A 16,887-nucleotide genomic window follows, 5' to 3' on the forward strand; every position below is an offset into this window, starting at 1 on the left:
TCCATTACCTCATGCGCCACACGATTTTGTGACCATCGCGGGTGGCGCCACCAGAAGCGCGAAAGGCGTCCGGGCCTGCGGCGCGCCTGCAACAATCGTTCCAGTCCGAACCTGTCGCTTCGCTGACGCCGGTGCCCTGCGGCACCGCTTCGCCCTAAGCCATCCGTCCTCTCCGCAACCGCTTCGCGCGGCCGAGCTCTCTTCACCTTGGCAGGTGGCAAGGGTTTGTTTCAACCAGATGACGGCTTCCTCACAAATCTGTAATCTTTTCACCCAGGCCGAAGCGCGGGCCGGACGGCGCTTTCCCGGCGCAGTGGCCGGCTGTGACACATTCGCGCTTTTCGTTTCACGATCCCGTGCTTAGCCTGATCCCGTCGCGTCGAATGGAGTCGTCATGTCCCGCCTGATTTCCGCCCTGGGCCGCAGCCTTGCGGTCGCCCTGCCGGTCGCGGCCGGCGTCCTCGCCATCGCCTATGCCGGCGCCCTGCGCGGCGCGCCCGAGACCAAGGAGCGTAGCCGGCCGCCGACGCCCGTACGCGTCGTCACCCTGGCGCCGGTGCCGATGGTGCCGCGCGTTTCGGGCTACGGCACGGTCGCCCCGGCGCGGGAATGGCGCGCGGTCGCCCGGGTCGAGGGCGCGGTGCGGGAGACCTCGCCGCTGCTGGCCAACGGCGATCTGGCACCCGAGGGGACGGTGCTGCTCAAGATCGACGATACCGATCTCAGGCTGTCGCTGGCCCAGACCGACGCCCAGATGAAGGCGCTCGACGTCAAGGACGAAACCCTGAAGGCGACGCTGGCGATCAACTCCGCGGATCTGGAGCTGGCCCGGGCCGAGCTGGCCCGCCAGCAGGACCTGCAGAAGCAGGGGGTGACGACGCAGGCGGCGCTGGACCAGGCGCGGCGGGTCGTGCTGGCGGCGCGGGCCAAGGTGACCGAGGTCGAGAACCAGCTCAAGCTCAACGATGCCGAGCGCGACGTGCTGACCGCGCAGCGGGCGACGGCCGAGCGCAGCCTCGAATTCACCACCGTCACGGCGCCCTACGACCTGCGCATCGGCACCGTCTCGGCCGAGGTCGGGCAATATGTCAGCCGCGGCTCGGTGCTGTTCACGGCCGAGGGCACCGACGCCGCCGAGATCACCGCGCAGTTCCCGATCGGCCGGATGGGACCACTGGTGCGCTCACTGGGTGACGGCAAGACCGTGCTCGACCTCAAGGCCAGGGTGCGGCTGCCGGCGCCGGGCCATGACGTGACCTGGGACGCCAGCGTCGAGCGGGTCGCCGAGGCCATCGACGCCAGGACCCAGAGCGCCAATATCATCCTGCGGGTCGATCAGCCGCAGGCCCAGGCCGCGGCCGGAACGCGGCCGCCGCTGCGGCGCAACATGTTCGTCTCGGTCACCCTGAGCGCGCCGCCGCGACCGGTGCTGGCGGTGCCGGCCGAGGCCGTGCAGGGCGGCTCCGCGCTGGTGGTGACGCCGGAGAACACCCTGGCGCAGAAACAGGTCACGGTCGCCTACACCGTCGACGGCATCGCCGCGATTTCCGGCGGGCTCGAGGAAGGCGACAAGCTGGTGGTGACGGATCCGTCGGTCGCCGTGCCGGGCATGCAGGTCAAGCCGGTCGAGGACACCGAGCTGGCGCAGCGCATCGCCGCGCTCGCCAAGGGCCAGCCCCTCCCGGCCAAGGATGCCAAGCCCGGCAGCAAGGCCGGCAAGGGCGGGAGTGCCGAGGAATGATCCGCCTGTTCGCGGCCCATCCGACCGCCGCCAATATCCTGATGCTGGCGCTGATCGGCCTCGGCCTCGCCGCCGTGCCCGCGCTGCAACGCGACACTTTTCCGGTCGTCGCGCCCTCGGATGTCGAGGTCCGCATCGCCTATCCCGGCGCCTCGCCGGCCGAGGTCGAACGCGGCATCTGCATGGTGGTCGAAGACCCGATCCGGGCGGTCGAGAACCTTGACGAGCTCACCTGCCAGGCGCGCGACAACCTCGCCCTGATCACCGCGACCATCGTCGAGGGCGCCGACATGGACCGCTTCTCGTCCGACGTCAAGGCGGCGGTCGAGGGCGTCACCGGCCTGCCCGACAAGGCCGAAGATCCGGTGGTCCGGGTGGTCGAGCGCACCGCCGCGGTCGCCTCGGTCGCCGTCACCGGGCCGAAGGATCCGGCCACGCTCTACGCCTATGCCGACCAGCTGGCCGAGCAGTTCAAGCGCGACCCGGCGATTTCTCAGGCCAGCGTCGCCGGTTTCTCGGACCGAGAGATCGCCATCGAGGTCTCGGCCGCCGCGCTCGAGGCGCACGGCCTGACCATCGCCGACGTCTCGGCGGCGCTGGCGCGCGGCAGCCTCGACATGCCGGCGGGCACGCTGGAAGGCCCCGGCGGCGATGCCTTGATCCGGTTCTCGGGCGAGAAACGCAGCCCGGCCGAGTTCGCCAAGCTGCCGATCACCGGCTCGGCCCAGGGCGGCGAGGTGCTGCTGGGCGATGTCGCGACCATCACCACCCGCTTCAGCGACCCGCACGAGGCGTCCTATTACGACGGCAAGCGTGCCGCGATCATCAACGTCACCAAGACCGCCAGCCAGGACGCGCTCAAGGTCATGGCGGCGTTGCAGAAGCAACTGGCGACCGCCCGCGACCAGGCGCCCGAGGGCATCACCCTGTCGATCTCGCAGGACAGCACCCAGAACATCGTCGACCGGCTGCGGATCATCACCAGCAACGGCATCCAGGGCCTGGTGCTGGTGCTGGTGGTGATGTGGCTGTTCTTCGGCTTCCGCTTCTCGTTCTGGGTGGCGATGGGGCTGCCGGTGTCGTTCCTCGGCACCGTCTTCGCGATGCAGCTGCTGGGGCTGACGATCAACATGATCACCATGGTGGCGCTGCTGGTCGCCATCGGCCTGCTGATGGACGACGCCATCGTGATCTCGGAAAACATCGTCCGAAGGCGGCAGCAGGGCGAAAGCGGGCTCGAGGCGGCGGTCAACGGCGCCCGGCAGGTCGCGCCCGGCGTCACCGCCTCGTTCCTGACCACGGTGATGATCGTCGGGCCGCTGGGGCTGATGGCGGGCAAGATCGGGGCGGTGCTGAAATTCCTGCCGATCGTGCTGGTGATGACGCTGATCGTCAGCCTGATCGAGGCCTTCTTCATCCTGCCCAACCACCTGCATCACGCGCTCCGGCACGACCGCCGCCCCGGCCTGGTCACCCGCGCGGTCAATGCCGGTTTCGACGGGCTGCGCGACCGGGTCATCGTGCCGATCGCCCGGGCGGCGCTGAAGTTCCGCTATTTCACCCTCGGCATCGCCCTGTTCCTGATCCTGGTCTCGCTCGCGCCGTTCTCGGGCGGGCTGATCAAGTTCCAGAGCTTCCCGACGCTGGAAAGCGACACCGTCGAGGCGCGGCTGCTGCTGGCCCAGGGCGCGCCGCTGGATCTGACCCGGCAGCGCGTCGCCAAGGTCGAGGCGGCGCTGAACAAGCTCAACGCCGAGGAGACGCCGAAACAGCCGGGCGGCCAGCCGCTGGTGGAGAGCATCACGGTCTCCTACGGCGTCAACGCCGACGTGCCGGAAACCGGGCCGCACATGGCGACGGTGAGCGCAAGGCTGCTGCCGGCGGGCGTGCGCTCGACCAGCGTCACCGACGTGCTCGACCAGTGGAAGAAGCTCACCGGGCCGATGCCCGACATGGCGGCGCTGCGCTTCACCGACAAGGAGCGCGGCGTCGGCGGCAAGCCGATCGACATCCGGCTGCAGGGCCCGGATCTGGCGACGCTGGAAACCACCGCCCGCCAGCTGCGCGGCTTCTTCCGCGAATTCGACGGCGTCCGCGACGTCACCTACGACCTGCGGCCGGGCAAGCGCGAATATGTCGTCACCCTGCGCCCCAACGCCGCCACCGCGCTGGGCGTCAGCGCCCAGAGCGTCGCCGGCCAGCTGCGCGCCGCCTTCCGCGGCGATACCGGGCTGCAGGTCCAGGACGGGCTGGGCAAGCTCGACATCGTCGCCCGGCTGACCGCGCCCGACCGCAACACCGCCGCCGATATCGACCGGATCCGCATCGCCGGGCCGGACGGCGCGCTGGTGCCGCTCTCGGCCGTCGCCGACGTGACCGAGACCCGCGGCTATTCCTCGATCACGCGGATCGATGGCGCGCGCACGGTGTCGGTGACCGGCTCGATCAACCCCGCCGTCGCCAATGCGCGCGAGCTGATGGCGGCGATGAAGACCGACTTCCTGCCCAAGCTGGCCGAGACCCATCCCGAGATCCGGGTGGTCGTGGTCGGCGAGGCGAAGGACACCGCCACCACCGGCAGTTCGCTGGGCAAGAACCTGTTGCTGGGCCTGATCGGGGTCTATTTCATCCTCGCCTTCCAGTTCCGCAGCTTCCTCCAGCCGATCGCCGTCTTCGTCGCCATCCCGCTCGGGCTGATCGGGGTGATGTGGGGCCACATGGCGCTGGGCATGCAGCTGTCGCTGCCCAGCCTGGTCGGACTGGCGACGCTGGCCGGCGTGGTGGTGAACGACTCGATCCTGCTGATCGCCTTCATCAAGGAACGGTTCAATGCCGGCGGCGAGATGATCGCCTCGGCCGAGGAGGCCGTGCGCGACCGGTTCCGGGCGATCTTCCTGACCTCGCTGACCACCGTCGTCGGCCTCGGGCCCCTGCTGTTCGAGCAATCGACCCAGGCCCAGTTCCTGCGCCCGATCGTGGCCAGCCTCGCCTTCGGCCTGTCCGGCGCGACCCTGCTGGCGCTGTTCGTGACCCCGGCGGTCTTCGCCATCCTGCACGACCTGCGGCTGATCAAGCGCGAGGAGGAATAGAGGCAGGCATAGGTTGCGGCGCGCTAACGGCGCGGAATCAAGGCGTAGCCGCCGCGCAGCGCCTGCCCGTCCCGGCGGGCTGGCGCTTTGGGGGCCGCGCGCCGACCTCTGGTAGAAGAGGTATATGGCACCATAAAGCGCCCCGCTCGGGCATCGGCCCGCCAGCCCACGGCCAGGCGCCGCACGGCTTGCGTTGCGCGAGGTGAAAGCGCCGGCAACCGCCCTACCCCGCCCCCTCTCCCCCTTCCGCGTTCTGGCGCATGCGGGTGAAGCTCATCGAGATATGGGCGCGGTGGATATGGGCGGCGGCCTCGAGATCGCCGATCCGCAGCGCCCGGACGTAGTCCTCGATCTCGTGGTCGAAGATCTGCATCTCCTCCAGCAGGTCGATGCGCCGGGCCGAGACCGATTGCAGCCAGATCCGGTGGGTCTGGTAGTAGAGCCGGCGGCTGATCTCGCGCAGCGGCTCGTTCGCGGTCAGCTGCATATGCGCCTCGAAGAAATCGATGTTGAGCTGGGCGAAGGCGCGGGCGTCGGGCTGGGCGACCAGCGCCCGGGCCCGGTCGACCAGCGCCTCGAACTCCGCCACCATCGCCGGGCTCGGCGGCACCGGGTCGAGCTTGCCCGGCAGCTCGGCCAGCGCGGTGCGCAGCCGGAAGACCTGGGTCAGCTCCTCGATATCGACATCGGTCACCAGGGTGCCGACGCCATGGACCGACTGCACCAGCCCCTCGGTCTCGAGCCGGCCCAGCACCCGGCGCAGCGGCGTCCGGCTGACGCCGAATTCCCGTGCCACCGCCTCTTCCGACAGCCGCGCGCCGGGCGGGTAGTCGAGCAGGCAGATCCGGGTGCGCAGCTCGCGATACATCCGCTCGAACCGGCCGCGCACCCCCGTCCCGGCCGGATCGGCGCCCGCCGGGGCGGGCTCGAAGTCACCGGATGTCGCGTCGGCCATGTCTTTCTCCCTAGCGGCCCAGCCGGTCGCCCAGCCTGTCGAGCATGTCGAGGCACTGGCCGAGCTGGGCGATGTCGATGAATTCGTCGGGCTTGTGCGCCTGGGCGATCGAGCCCGGGCCGCAGACAACGACCGACATGCCGAGCTGCTGGAACAGCCCGGCCTCGGTGCCGAAGGGGACGACATCGACGCTGTTGCCGCCGGTCAGCTCGGTGACCAGGTCGCGCGCGGCGCTTTCCTCCATCGGCTCCAGCCCCGCCACCTCGCCGATCACCTCGGTGACGATCTCGGCATCGGGGCTGACCGCGCGCATCGCCGGCAACAGCTCGTCGGCGATGAAGGCCTCGAGATCGGCCTTGACGAACTCGGCATCGCCGGCCTGCACCGGCCGCATTTCCCAGTCGACCTGAGCCTTGCCGGGGATGACGTTATGGGCGACGCCACCGATCAGCGCGCCGGTATTGATCGTGGTCCAGGGCGGATCGAAGCGGCTGCCCTTGGGCACCCGCGCCTTGAGCTGCTCCTTGAGCTGGAGCAGCCGGCCCACGTAGCGCACCGCGTATTCGACCGCGTTCACCCCGCTGTCGGGGCCGGAGCCGTGGCCTTCCAGCCCGGTGAAATGGGTCGAGTATTCGCAGCAGCCCTTGTGGCCCTCGATGATCCGCATCTCGGTCGGCTCGCCGATGATCGCTATGCCGGGGCGGATGCCGCGATGGCGCAGTGCCTCGACCAGCGCCTGGGCACCGAGGCAGCCGACCTCCTCGTCATGGGTGAAGGCGAAATGGATCGGCCGGTCGCGCACCTTCTTCGCCAGTTCCGGCGCCATCGCCACGGCGGCGGCGATGAAGCCCTTCATGTCGCAGGTGCCGCGGCCGTAGAGGCGGCCGGCATCGATCGCCATCTCGAACGGATCGGTGCTCCAGTCCTGATCGGCCACCGGCACCACGTCGGTATGGCCCGACAGCACGATGCCGCCATCGACCTCGGGCCCGATGGTGGCGAACAGGTTGCCCTTGGTGCCGGTATGGTCGAGGAACAGCTCGCAGCGCGCGCCCGCCGCTTCAAGCTGCTCGGTCAGGAAGGCGATCATGCCGAGGTTGGTATCGGTCGAGATCGTCGGGAAGGCGATCAGATCCCGCAGCAGGGAGATCGTGTCGTCGAGAGGTGCCACGTCCGTCAGTCCTTCACAAAGAGCTTGCGCTCGATATTGCACAGTGCCTCCGCCGGACCCTCCTCGCGGATCAGGATGGTCTCGGTGGTCTCCAGCCCCCAGTCGTCTTGCCAGAGCCCGGGCATGGAATGGAAGGTCATGCCCGGTTGCAGCACGGTCTCGTCGCTGGCGCGCAGCGAGATCGTCCGTTCGCCCCAGTCCGGCGGATAGGAGAGACCCACGCCATAGCCGCAGCGCCCCTCGCGCTCAATCCCCGCCTTGCGCAGCGCGGCGTTGAGCGCGTTGGCGATGTCACAGGCGCGGTTGCCCGGCCGCGCCGCCTCGATCCCGGCCGCCAGCCCCTCGGCCTGGGCCGCGGCGGCGTCCAGCATCTTCTGCGGCGCCGGGCCAAGATGCAGCGTCCGGCACAGCGGTGCGTGGTAGCGGCGGTAGCAGCCCGAGAGTTCGAAGAAGGTCGCCTCGCCCCTCTGCAGCGGCGCGCCGTTCCAGGTCAGGTGCGGCGCGCTGGCATCCGGCCCCGAGGGCAGCAGCGGCACGATTGCCGGGTAATCCCCCCAGTCCGCGCCGACACCGTTAGCCGCCGCGGCGTTGATCGCCGCCACCAGCTCGTTCTTGCGCAGCCCGGGTTCGGCGGTGGCGATCGCCGTCTGGACGATGTGTTCCGAGATCCTGGCCGCCTTGCGGATGAAGCCGATCTCCTCGGCCGACTTCACCGCCCGCTGCCAGTTCACCAGCGCCGTCGCGTCGACCAGCGTCGCCTCCGGCAGCGCCGCGTCGAGCACGGCATGGGCCCTGGCCGAGTAGTAGTAGTTCTCCATCTCGACGCCGATCCGCGCCCGCGCGCCGCCGATCCCGGAGAGTTGATGGCCGAGGTCCTCCATCGGGTGGCAGTCACTGGCCTGGATGTAATGGTCGCCATAGCCGCGGATGTTGTCATGCGGCATCCAGACGGTGCGCCGCGCGCCGCCGCAATCCTGCATCCGGCCCCACCAGAGCGGCGGCCCGTCGGGGCCCAGAATCACCCCCTGGTGGACGTAGAAGGACCAGCCGTCATAGCCGGTCAGCCAGGCCTGGTTCGACGGGTCGGTGACGAAGAGAATCTCGATCCCGGCGCGCTCCATTGCGGCGCGGGTCAGGGCGATGCGACGGTCGTATTCGGCCGGGCTGAACGCGGCGGGGCCGAACGGGGCGGGCGTGATGTCCATGCTGGGCGTACCTTCGCTGGATGACGTTATTGTATACAACGGTGCGCAAGCCCTTTGCGACACCGCCTAGGCCCTTGCGTTTCAAGCGAGAATGCAGCGCATGTTTCTTGACAGATGAGGGAATCACGTGCTGTTGTGCACAACATGAGAAAGCACGCGCCAAGCGTCAAATGATTTCATCCACAGGGAGCCACGACATGAAGAAGACCTTCCTCAAAACCCTTGCCGTTGCCGGGGTCGCGCTGGGCGCTTCGGCGGCCATGGCCGTCGCCGGGCCGCTGATGGACCGCATCGACAGCGGCAAGTCGATCCGCATCGGCTTCGCCAACGAGGTGCCCTGGGCCTATCCGGGCGACAACAACAAGCCGCTGGGCTTCGTCAACGCCTATGCGATCGGCGTCCTGCACAAGATGGGCTACACGAATATCGAGCCCGTCGTCACCGACTGGGGCGGGCTTATCCCCGGCCTGCAGGCCAACCGCTTCGACGTCATCACCGGCGGGATGTACATCCTCGGCACCCGCTGCAAGAACGTCACCTTCTCCGAACCGATGGCCAAGGTGGCCGACGCTTTCATCGTGCCCACGGGCAACCCCAAGGGCGTGGGCAACTATACCGACATCAAGGACAAGAACCTGATGATGGTGACCGGCGCCGGCTATAACACCATCGAACAGGCCAAGAAGGACGGCGTCAAGGACAGCCAGATCATGGCCGTTCCGGGCCCGACCGAGATCCTCGCCGCCGTGAAGGCCGGCCGGGCCGATGCCGGCGCGGGCACCTTCTTCACCTCGCAGGCCCTGGCCGAGAAGTCGGGCGGCGCGGTCGAGGTGACCGATCCGAACAAGATGCCGGACGACACCAAGAACTGGGTCGGCATCGGTTTCCGCCACGCCGACGCGGATTTCGTCAAGAAGTTCAACGCCGCGGCCAAGGACTACCTCGGCTCGCCCGACATGATGAAGGAGGTGGCGCAATACGGCTACACCAAGTCGGTGCTGCCGGACGACCACAGCACCGACTGGGTCTGCCAGCATCGCTGATCTGCTGATCTCCTGACAGTAGGACGGGCCGGTTTCGCGGCCCGTCCGGACCTCCGGACATCCCCTCGGACAGCAGATCGGAAACGCGTATGTCCTATGGAAGCTTCCTGGCCGAGCAAGGCTCGCGCTTCGTCGACGGCACGCTGATCACCGTCGGGCAGTTTTTCCTTGCCGCCATCGTCGCCATCGCCCTCGCCCTGCTGGCCGGGTTGATGAAGTTGTCGCGCAACTGGCTGCTCAAGGGCGTCGCGGTGGTCTATATCGAGATCTTCCGCGGCACCTCGCTGCTGGTCCAGCTCTACTGGATCTTCTTCGTCCTGCCGCTCTTCGGCCTGACGCTGGAGAAGTTCACCGCCGGTTTCGTCGCCGTCGGCATGAACCTCGGCGCCTACGGGGCCGAGCTGGTGCGCGGCGGCATCCAGTCGGTGCCCAAGGGACAGTGGGAAGCCGCCTATGCCCTGTCGATGTCGCCGGCCAAGCGGATGTGGCGCATCATCCTGCCGCAGGCGCTGATCAACATGCTGCCGCCCTGGGGCAACCTGCTGATCGAGCTGCTCAAGGGCACCGCGCTGGTGTCGCTGATCTCGGTCACCGACCTGATGTTCCAGGCCAAGCAGATCAACGGCACCACCTTCCTGTCGGCCCAGGCCTTCGGCACCGCGCTGATCATCTACTACGTGCTTGCCCGGCTCTTGCTGACGCCGGCGGTCCGCACCCTCGAGCGTCGGCTGCGCAGCAAGCTGGAGAGGGCCTGAGCCATGGGATTTCACTGGGACTGGGTCTTCACCTGGCAAATCCTCCCCCGGCTGGGCTGGGCGACGCTGAACACGCTCGCCGCTGCCGGCTTCGGCTATGCCATCGCGCTGGTGCTCGGGCTGATCTTCGCGCTGGCGCAGCGCACGCCCTCGCGCGCCGTCACCTTCACCGTGCGCGAGGCGGTCGAGTTCGTCCGCTCGACGCCGCTGGTGCTGCAGATCTTCTTCGTCTTCTATGTCGGGCCGCAATTCGGCATCCGGCTGAGCCCCTGGGTCGCCGGCATGATCGCCATCGGCCTGCACTACTCGGCCTACCTGTCCGAGGTCTATCGCGGCGGGCTGGAATCGGTGCCGGCGGGGCAATGGGAGGCCTGCACGGCGCTGAACATGTCGACCCGCGACACCTATTTCCGCATCATCATCCCGCAGGCGCTGCCGCCGTCGCTGGCGGGGATGGGCAACTACCTGGTCGGCATCTTCAAGGACACGCCGATGCTGTCGGTGATCGGCGTCGCCGAACTGATGCATACCGCCAACGCGATCGGATCGGAAAACTACCGCCACCTCGAACCCTACACGATGGTCGGGCTGATCTTCCTGGCCATCTCGCTGCCGACGGCCGGGCTGATCCGGCTGTTCGAGGGCTGGGTGCGACGCAAACTGGGGATGAGATGATGGAAGACATGTCCGCCTACCCGCTGCGGCTGGAAGGCCCCGACGTGCCGATGGTGCGCTTCATGAACGTCACCAAGCGTTACGGTTCGCTGACCGTGCTCGACAGTCTCGACCTCGACATCTCCGAGGGCGAGATGGTGACCGTCATCGGCCCCTCGGGCTCGGGCAAGACCACCGTGCTGCGGATGCTGATGACGCTCGAGACGATCAATGGCGGCGTCATCTATGTCGACGGCAAGCCGCTGACCCACATGGAGAAGAACGGCACCCTGGTGCCGGCCGATCCGCGCCACCTGCGCCGGGCGCGGGCCGATATCGGCATGTGCTTCCAGCACTTCAACCTCTTTCCCCACATGACCGCGCTGCAGAACTGCATGGAGGGGCCGGTGCAGGTGCTCGGCCTGCCCAAGGCCGAGGCGCGCGCGCGGTCGGAGGAGCTGCTCGATATGGTCGGCATGATCGACAAGAAGGACCAGCACCCGGCCCGGCTCTCGGGCGGCCAGCAGCAGCGGGTGGCGATCGCCCGGGCGCTGGCGATGCGACCGAAGGTGATGCTGTTCGACGAGGTGACCTCGGCGCTCGATCCCGAGGTGATCGGCGAGGTGACCAACGTCATCCGCAAGCTGGTGAGCGAGCACAACCTGACCATGCTGATGGTCACCCACCAGATGGGCTTCGCCCGCGACATCTCGGACCGGGTCTGCTTCTTCTACCAGGGCAAGATCGAGGAGCAGGGCCCGCCGGAAGAGCTGTTCGGCAACCCGCAGCGCGAACGGACCCAGCAGTTCCTCAGCGCCGTCAAGGAAGCCGGCTGACCCGGCGCCGGGGCGGCCCGCCCTGCCCCACCCCGGTTTCGCCCGGCGGCGCAGCCGGGCGGCGCCAGTTACCCGCGTTCCGCTTGCCCAGTGCCCATTCCGTCCCTCGCCCGGCACAGGCCGGGCTCAACCGAGTCCCCCCATGACCGTCACCCTCGCCGACATCTATTCCGCCGCCCATGCCATCGCCGGCGTGGCCGACCACACCCCGCTCGTCCCCTCGCCCTACATGAGTGCCAGGATCGGCCGGGATTTCCTGCTCAAGCTGGAAACCTGCCAGCCGATCGGCGCCTTCAAGCTGCGCGGGGCGATGAATGCCGTGATGGCCCAGCCCGAGGGCACCACCGGCGTCACCTGCTGCTCGACCGGAAATCACGGCCGCGGCGTCGCCTATGCCGCCGCCCGCCGCGGCATGCGGGCGGTGATCTGCATGTCGGAACTGGTGCCCCGGGCCAAGGTCGACGGCATCCGCGCACTGGGCGCCGAGGTCCGGATCAGCGGCCGCAGCCAGGACGATGCGCTGGCGGAGTCGCAGCGGCTCTGCGCCGCCGAGGGGCTGGTGGAGATCTCGCCCTTCGACGACCCGCTGGTGATTGCCGGGCAAGGCACGATCGGGCTGGAACTCCTTGCCGCCCGGCCGGACATCTCGACACTGCTGGTGCCGCTTTCCGGCGGCGGGCTGGCCGCCGGCGTCGCCGTCGCCGCCAAGGCGATCAAGCCCGATATCGAAGTGATCGGCATCACCATGGCGCGCGGCGCCGCGATGCAGGCCTCGATCGCCGCCGGCAAGCCGGTCGAGGTTCAGGAGGTGCCCAGCCTCGCCGACTCTCTGGGCGGCGGCATCGGCCTGGCCAACAAGCTGTCCTTCCCGCTCTGCCGCGCCTTGCTCGACGGCATCGTCCTGGTCAGCGAAGAGGAAATCCGCGACGCCATGCAGGTCCTGTTCCACGAGGACCGGATGGTGGCCGAGGGCGCCTCGGTCGTCGGCCTTGCCGCGGTGCTGGCGGGCACGCTGCCCCCGGCGCAAGGCCCCGTCGCCACCATCGTCACCGGCCGCAACCTCGACATGGCTCAGTTCGCCCGGATAATGACCGGTCAGGACGTGCAGCTTGGGGACTATCTGCTGAAGGGCAAGAGCTATGGCGCATGACATCCGCATCCTCACCGAGGCCGAGCTGCGTCAGGCGGTCGGCCTCGACCTCACCCTGATCGACGTCATCGAGAAGGCTTTTGCCGCGCTCGCGTCCGGCACGGTGGTGATGCCGCCGATCCTGTCGATGGAGCTGAAGCAGGCGCATGGCGAGGTCGACGTCAAGACGGCCTATATCCCGGGCTTCGACGGTTTCGCGATCAAGGTCTCGCCCGGCTTCTTCGACAATCCCAAGCTGGGCCTGCCCAGCCTGAACGGGCTGATGATCCTGTTCTCGGCCAAGACCGGGCTGGTCCAGGCCGTGTTCCTCGACAACGGCTATCTCACCGACCTGCGCACCGCCGCCGCTGGCGCCGTCGCCGCCCGCCACCTGGCGCCGAAGACGGTCGCGACCGCGGGGGTGATCGGCACCGGGGTGCAGGCGCGGCTGCAGATGCAGGCGGCGCATCTGGTGCGGCCGTTCCGGGCCGTTCTGGTGCATGGCCGCGACATGGAGAAGGCCCGCGCCTGCGCCGAGGATCTCGCCGCCAGCCTCGGCATCGCGGCCGAGGCCGTCGTCGACCCGGCCGAGCTGACCGCCCGCTCCCAACTCGTCGTCACCACCACCCCGGCGCGCAGCCCGGTGCTGCGCGCCGAGTGGCTCCATCCCGGGCTGCATATCACCGCCATGGGCTCGGACCAGGCCGGCAAGAACGAGATCGAGCCCGCCGCCCTCGCCGCCGCCGATCTCTATGTCTGCGACCGGGTCAGCCAGTGCGAGACGCTGGGCGAGCTGCGGGCGGCAATCGAGAGCGGCGCCTGGACCACGGGCACCCCGCCCGAGCTGGGCGCCGTCATCGCCGGCGCCGCCGCCGGACGGCAGCGCGAAGAGGACATCACCATCTGCGATCTCACCGGCACCGGCGCCCAGGACACGGCGATCGCGACCCATGTCCTGACCATGCTGGGCGCGGCCGGCACCCTGATCCGGGCCTGAGCCATGTATCGCAACCCGTTCAGCGATGCCGAGCTCGACCGCCGTCTCGCCGCTGTCCGCGCCGCCATGGCGCGGCGCAGGCTCGACATGCTGCTGCTGTCGAGCCCCGAGAACATCTTCTATCTCACCGGGCTCGACCACTGGGGCTATTTCGCGCCACATCTGCTGATCGTGCCGGCCGCGGGCGAGATGACCCTGATCACCCGCGCCATGGAGGCGGTGACCATTGCCCGCCAGGTCCGCAACGCCCGCTTCCTCGGCCATTCCGACAGCGAGACCGCGATCGCCAAGGCGGTGCCGCTGCTGGCCGGGGCCGGGCGGCTGGGGATCGAGGCGCAGTCGGCCGGGTTCAGCTACGCCGCCGGCCAGGCGCTGAGCGCCGCCCTGCCCGACCTGCCCGACCTGCCCCTGGAAGATGTCTCGGGGCTGATCGACCGGCTGCGGCTGGTGAAGTCGGCCGAGGAGCAGGCGCTGATGCGGCAGGCGGGCAAGGTGTCCAGCGCGGCGATGGCGGCGGCGCTGGAGGCGCTGGCGCCCGGCGTGCCCGAGCGCGAGGTCGCCGCCGCCTGCAGCGCCGCGATGATCCGCGCGGGGGGCGATCCGCCCGGCTTCGGCCCCTTCCTGCGGCCGGGCCGGCGGCTGGCCGAGGAACACACGACCTGGGGCGACAGCCGCTACCGGGGCGACGACCGGGTGCTGCTCGAACTCGCCGGCTGCGTCGGCCGCTACCATGCGCCGATGGGCCGGCTGGTCCATCTCGGTCCGATGCCGGACGCCGATGCCGCGATGGCGGAGATCGCGCACACGGCCTTCGACGCCGTGGTCGCGGCGCTGACCCCCGGCGCCAGGGCGCGCGAAGTCTACGGCGCCTGGCAGGCGGTGGTGGACGCCGCCGGCCTGCCGGAGTATCGACGCCATCACTGCGGCTACGCCGTCGGCATCGGGGTGCCTCCATCCTGGACCGGGGGCAATTCCGTGACCGGGCTGCGCCACGACAGCGAGATGGAGATCGAGACCGGCATGAGCTTTCACATCCTGTCCTGGTTCACCGAGACCGGGCGCGGCGAGTTCTTCACCTCGGATTGCGTGCTGCTCGGCCCGAATGGCGCCGAGGTCCTCACCCATGCGGCTTGACGCCCGCGACATCGCGATCCTGCGGGTGCTGACGCGCGAGGGCCGGATCACCAAGGCGGCGCTGGCGGCGCGGGTCGGCCTGTCGCCGACGCCATGCTGGGAACGGCTGAAGAAGCTCGAGGATGCCGGGCTGATCGAGGGCTACCGCGCCGAGATCAGCCTCCGCAAGCTCGGCCCCCACGTCACCGTCTTCATGGCCGCCGAGCTGGCCGACCACACCGCCGCCCGCTTCCGCGCCTTCGAGGACGAGGTCAGGCGCCGCGACGAGGTCGTCGCCTGCTGGGCCCTCGGCGGTGGCTTCGACTACCTGGTCCAGGTCGTCACCCGCGATATCGACGCCTATCAGCGCCTCGTCGACGAGCTGCTCGAGGCCCGCATCGGCCTCGCCCGCTACTTCAGCTATGTCGTGACCAAACCGGTCAAGGGCCCGGCGGTCCCGCCGCTCGACCTGCTGCTCGGCTAACACTTTCTGTCGGCTCAAATATCCCGGGGGAGTCCCGGACCCGGTCCGGGACGGGGGCAGCGCCCTCTGCCTGCCCCCTACCCGCCAGCCGCCAGAACAATCCTCTGCCATGGCTTGCCCAACCAGAGGAATCCTCTGCCAGGCACCGCCCCTTTGGTCACATCTGCTGCCCCATCCGATACATCCTCTGGCCAGCGATCCGGAGGAGACCATGACCGAAACCGCCCTTTCCCTGCGTGCCGAGATCACCGACAAGCGCCTGCTGCGCAGCTTCTCCTATATCGGCGGCAAGTGGTGCTCGGCCGCGAGCGGCGCGGTGATCGCGGTGACGGATCCGGCCAGCGGCGACTACCTGGGCGAGGTCGCCAGCCTGTCGGCCGAGGAAAGCCGCCGCGCCGTCGATACCGCCAGCGACGCCTTCCCGGCCTGGGCCGCGCTGCTGCCGCAGGAGCGGGCGGCGCTGCTGCGGCGCTGGTTCCGGCTGATGGAGGAGAACCGCGAGGACCTCGCCCGGATCATGGTGCTGGAACAGGGCAAGCCGATCTCCGAGGCGCGGGGCGAGATCGACTATGCCGCCAGCTTCGTCGAGTTCTATGCCGAGGAGGCGAAGCGGCCGAACATCGAGGGCGTCACCAGCCACTTGCCCGACGCCGAGATGGAACTGTGGCGCGAGCCGGTCGGCGTCGCCGCCCTGATCACGCCGTGGAACTTCCCCACCGCGATGCTGACCCGCAAGGCCGGGGCGGCGCTGGCCGCCGGCTGCACCGTGGTCGCGCACCCGTCCTCGGAAACCCCGTTCTCGGCCCTGGCGCTGGCCGAGCTGGCCGAGCGCGCCGGCCTGCCGCCGGGCGTGTTCAACGTCGTCACCGGCAAGCCCGCGACCGTGGTCGAACCCTGGACCCAGGACGCCCGCGTCCGCGCCCTGTCCTTCACCGGCTCGACCGAGATCGGCCGCCTGCTCTACCGCCAATGCGCTGACACGGTGAAGGTCCTGGTCATGGAGCTCGGCGGCCACGCCCCGGTGCTGGTCTTCGCCGATGCCGATCTCGACAATGCCGTGGCCGAGACGATGAAGGCGAAATTCGCCACCTCGGGCCAGGACTGCCTCGGCGCCAACCGGATCTTCGTCGAGCGCCCGGTCTACGACGCCTTCTGCGAGAGGTTCGCCGCCGCCACCCGCGCCCTGAGCGTCGGCAGCGGCATGGACGACCCGGAGATCGGCCCGCTGATGAACGGGAAGGCCGTCGAGAAGCAGCAAGCCCACGTCGCCGACGCGCTGGAAAAGGGGGCGCGGCTGATGTGCGGCGGGCGCCGGCACGAGCTCGGGCCGCTGTTCTTCCAGCCGACCGTTCTGGCCGACGTGCCCGAGGACGCCCTGATCCTGCACGAGGAAACCTTCGGCCCCGTCGCCGCGCTCGTCCCCTTCGATACCGAGGACGAGGCGATCGCGCGGGCCAATGCCACCGAATACGGCCTCGTCGCCTACCTGCACAGCCAGGACCCGCGCCGGATCTACCGGGTCAGCCGGGCGCTGAGCTTCGGCATGGTGGCGGTCAACCGCACCAAGGTGACCGGCGCGCCGATCCCCTTCGGCGGAATGAAACAGTCGGGCCTCGGCCGCGAGGGCGCGCGGCTGGGAATGGAGGCCTTCACCGAGGTCAAATATGTCTGCCGGGACTGGGCATGAGCCGCCGGCCGCGAAACAAGCAAGGAGA

Annotated in this window: 14 protein-coding genes; 11 read left to right on the forward strand and 3 right to left on the reverse strand. The window is 69.2% G+C overall.

Features of this window, described 5'->3' with window-relative positions; translation table 11 throughout:
* Positions 1–394 precede the first annotated feature (394 nt).
* Together ACFOES_RS05410 and ACFOES_RS05415 are read left to right on the forward strand one after the other, a co-directional pair.
* Positions 395–1,741 carry an efflux RND transporter periplasmic adaptor subunit gene (locus ACFOES_RS05410; protein ID WP_377832174.1) on the forward strand — a complete coding sequence of 449 codons (1,347 nt, stop codon included), beginning with the start codon at positions 395–397 and terminating at the stop codon, positions 1,739–1,741.
* Positions 1,738–4,830, forward strand: coding sequence for an efflux RND transporter permease subunit (locus ACFOES_RS05415; protein WP_377832175.1), 3,093 nt, complete (start codon positions 1,738–1,740; stop codon positions 4,828–4,830). Before ACFOES_RS05410 ends, ACFOES_RS05415 begins: the two co-directional genes overlap by 4 nt.
* Positions 4,831–5,053: 223 nt before the next feature.
* On the opposite strand, the gene ACFOES_RS05420 is transcribed toward ACFOES_RS05415, so the two are convergent.
* Genes ACFOES_RS05420 through ACFOES_RS05430 form a run of 3 tightly spaced genes read right to left on the reverse strand, consistent with a single transcriptional unit; the run spans position 5,054 to position 8,161 of the window.
* Positions 5,054–5,785 (reverse strand): GntR family transcriptional regulator, encoded by a 732-nt coding sequence (locus tag ACFOES_RS05420; RefSeq protein WP_377832176.1) that lies wholly within the window; start codon positions 5,783–5,785, stop codon positions 5,054–5,056.
* A 10-nt stretch (positions 5,786–5,795) separates the two neighbouring features.
* Positions 5,796–6,956 carry an acetylornithine deacetylase gene (gene argE, locus ACFOES_RS05425; RefSeq protein WP_377832177.1) on the reverse strand — a complete coding sequence of 387 codons (1,161 nt, stop codon included), beginning with the start codon at positions 6,954–6,956 and terminating at the stop codon, positions 5,796–5,798.
* Between the two features lie 5 nt (positions 6,957–6,961).
* On the reverse strand, positions 6,962–8,161 hold the full coding sequence (locus ACFOES_RS05430; RefSeq protein WP_377832178.1) for a M24 family metallopeptidase: 1,200 nt from the start codon (positions 8,159–8,161) through the stop codon (positions 6,962–6,964).
* Positions 8,162–8,358: 197 nt separating this feature from the next.
* Between ACFOES_RS05430 and ehuB the strand changes: the two genes are divergently transcribed.
* The 9 genes from ehuB (at position 8,359) to ACFOES_RS05475 (ending at position 16,859) form a co-directional block, all read left to right on the forward strand.
* Positions 8,359–9,204, forward strand: a complete 846-nt coding sequence (ehuB, locus tag ACFOES_RS05435; protein ID WP_377832179.1) for an ectoine/hydroxyectoine ABC transporter substrate-binding protein EhuB — start codon at positions 8,359–8,361, stop codon at positions 9,202–9,204.
* Between the two features lie 89 nt (positions 9,205–9,293).
* A complete protein-coding gene (gene ehuC, locus ACFOES_RS05440) occupies positions 9,294–9,959 on the forward strand; it encodes an ectoine/hydroxyectoine ABC transporter permease subunit EhuC (RefSeq protein ID WP_377832180.1) in 666 nt (221 codons plus the stop codon).
* Between the two features lie 3 nt (positions 9,960–9,962).
* Positions 9,963–10,634 (forward strand): ectoine/hydroxyectoine ABC transporter permease subunit EhuD, encoded by a 672-nt coding sequence (gene ehuD / locus ACFOES_RS05445; RefSeq protein WP_377832181.1) that lies wholly within the window; start codon positions 9,963–9,965, stop codon positions 10,632–10,634.
* Positions 10,634–11,449 carry an ectoine/hydroxyectoine ABC transporter ATP-binding protein EhuA gene (ehuA, locus tag ACFOES_RS05450; RefSeq protein ID WP_377832182.1) on the forward strand — a complete coding sequence of 272 codons (816 nt, stop codon included), beginning with the start codon at positions 10,634–10,636 and terminating at the stop codon, positions 11,447–11,449. Before ehuD ends, ehuA begins: the two co-directional genes overlap by 1 nt.
* A 142-nt stretch (positions 11,450–11,591) precedes the next feature.
* Entirely contained in the window at positions 11,592–12,599 is a 1,008-nt protein-coding gene (gene eutB, locus ACFOES_RS05455; protein WP_377832183.1) for a hydroxyectoine utilization dehydratase EutB, read from the forward strand.
* Positions 12,589–13,575 carry a cyclodeaminase gene (locus ACFOES_RS05460; RefSeq protein WP_377832184.1) on the forward strand — a complete coding sequence of 329 codons (987 nt, stop codon included), beginning with the start codon at positions 12,589–12,591 and terminating at the stop codon, positions 13,573–13,575. The genes eutB and ACFOES_RS05460 overlap by 11 nt, the downstream gene beginning before the upstream one ends.
* 3 nt (positions 13,576–13,578) lie before the next feature.
* On the forward strand, positions 13,579–14,709 hold the full coding sequence (locus ACFOES_RS05465) for a M24 family metallopeptidase (protein ID WP_377832185.1): 1,131 nt from the start codon (positions 13,579–13,581) through the stop codon (positions 14,707–14,709).
* Positions 14,699–15,172: an Lrp/AsnC family transcriptional regulator gene (locus ACFOES_RS05470; protein WP_377832186.1), complete on the forward strand. Its 474-nt coding sequence runs from the start codon at positions 14,699–14,701 to the stop codon at positions 15,170–15,172. Before ACFOES_RS05465 ends, ACFOES_RS05470 begins: the two co-directional genes overlap by 11 nt.
* Before the next feature lie 211 nt (positions 15,173–15,383).
* Positions 15,384–16,859: an NAD-dependent succinate-semialdehyde dehydrogenase gene (locus ACFOES_RS05475; protein WP_377832187.1), complete on the forward strand. Its 1,476-nt coding sequence runs from the start codon at positions 15,384–15,386 to the stop codon at positions 16,857–16,859.
* Positions 16,860–16,887: the final 28 nt, after the last annotated feature.

The sequence above is a fragment of the Acidimangrovimonas pyrenivorans genome (assembly GCF_042643245.1).
Taxonomy (GTDB): domain Bacteria; phylum Pseudomonadota; class Alphaproteobacteria; order Rhodobacterales; family Rhodobacteraceae; genus Acidimangrovimonas; species Acidimangrovimonas pyrenivorans.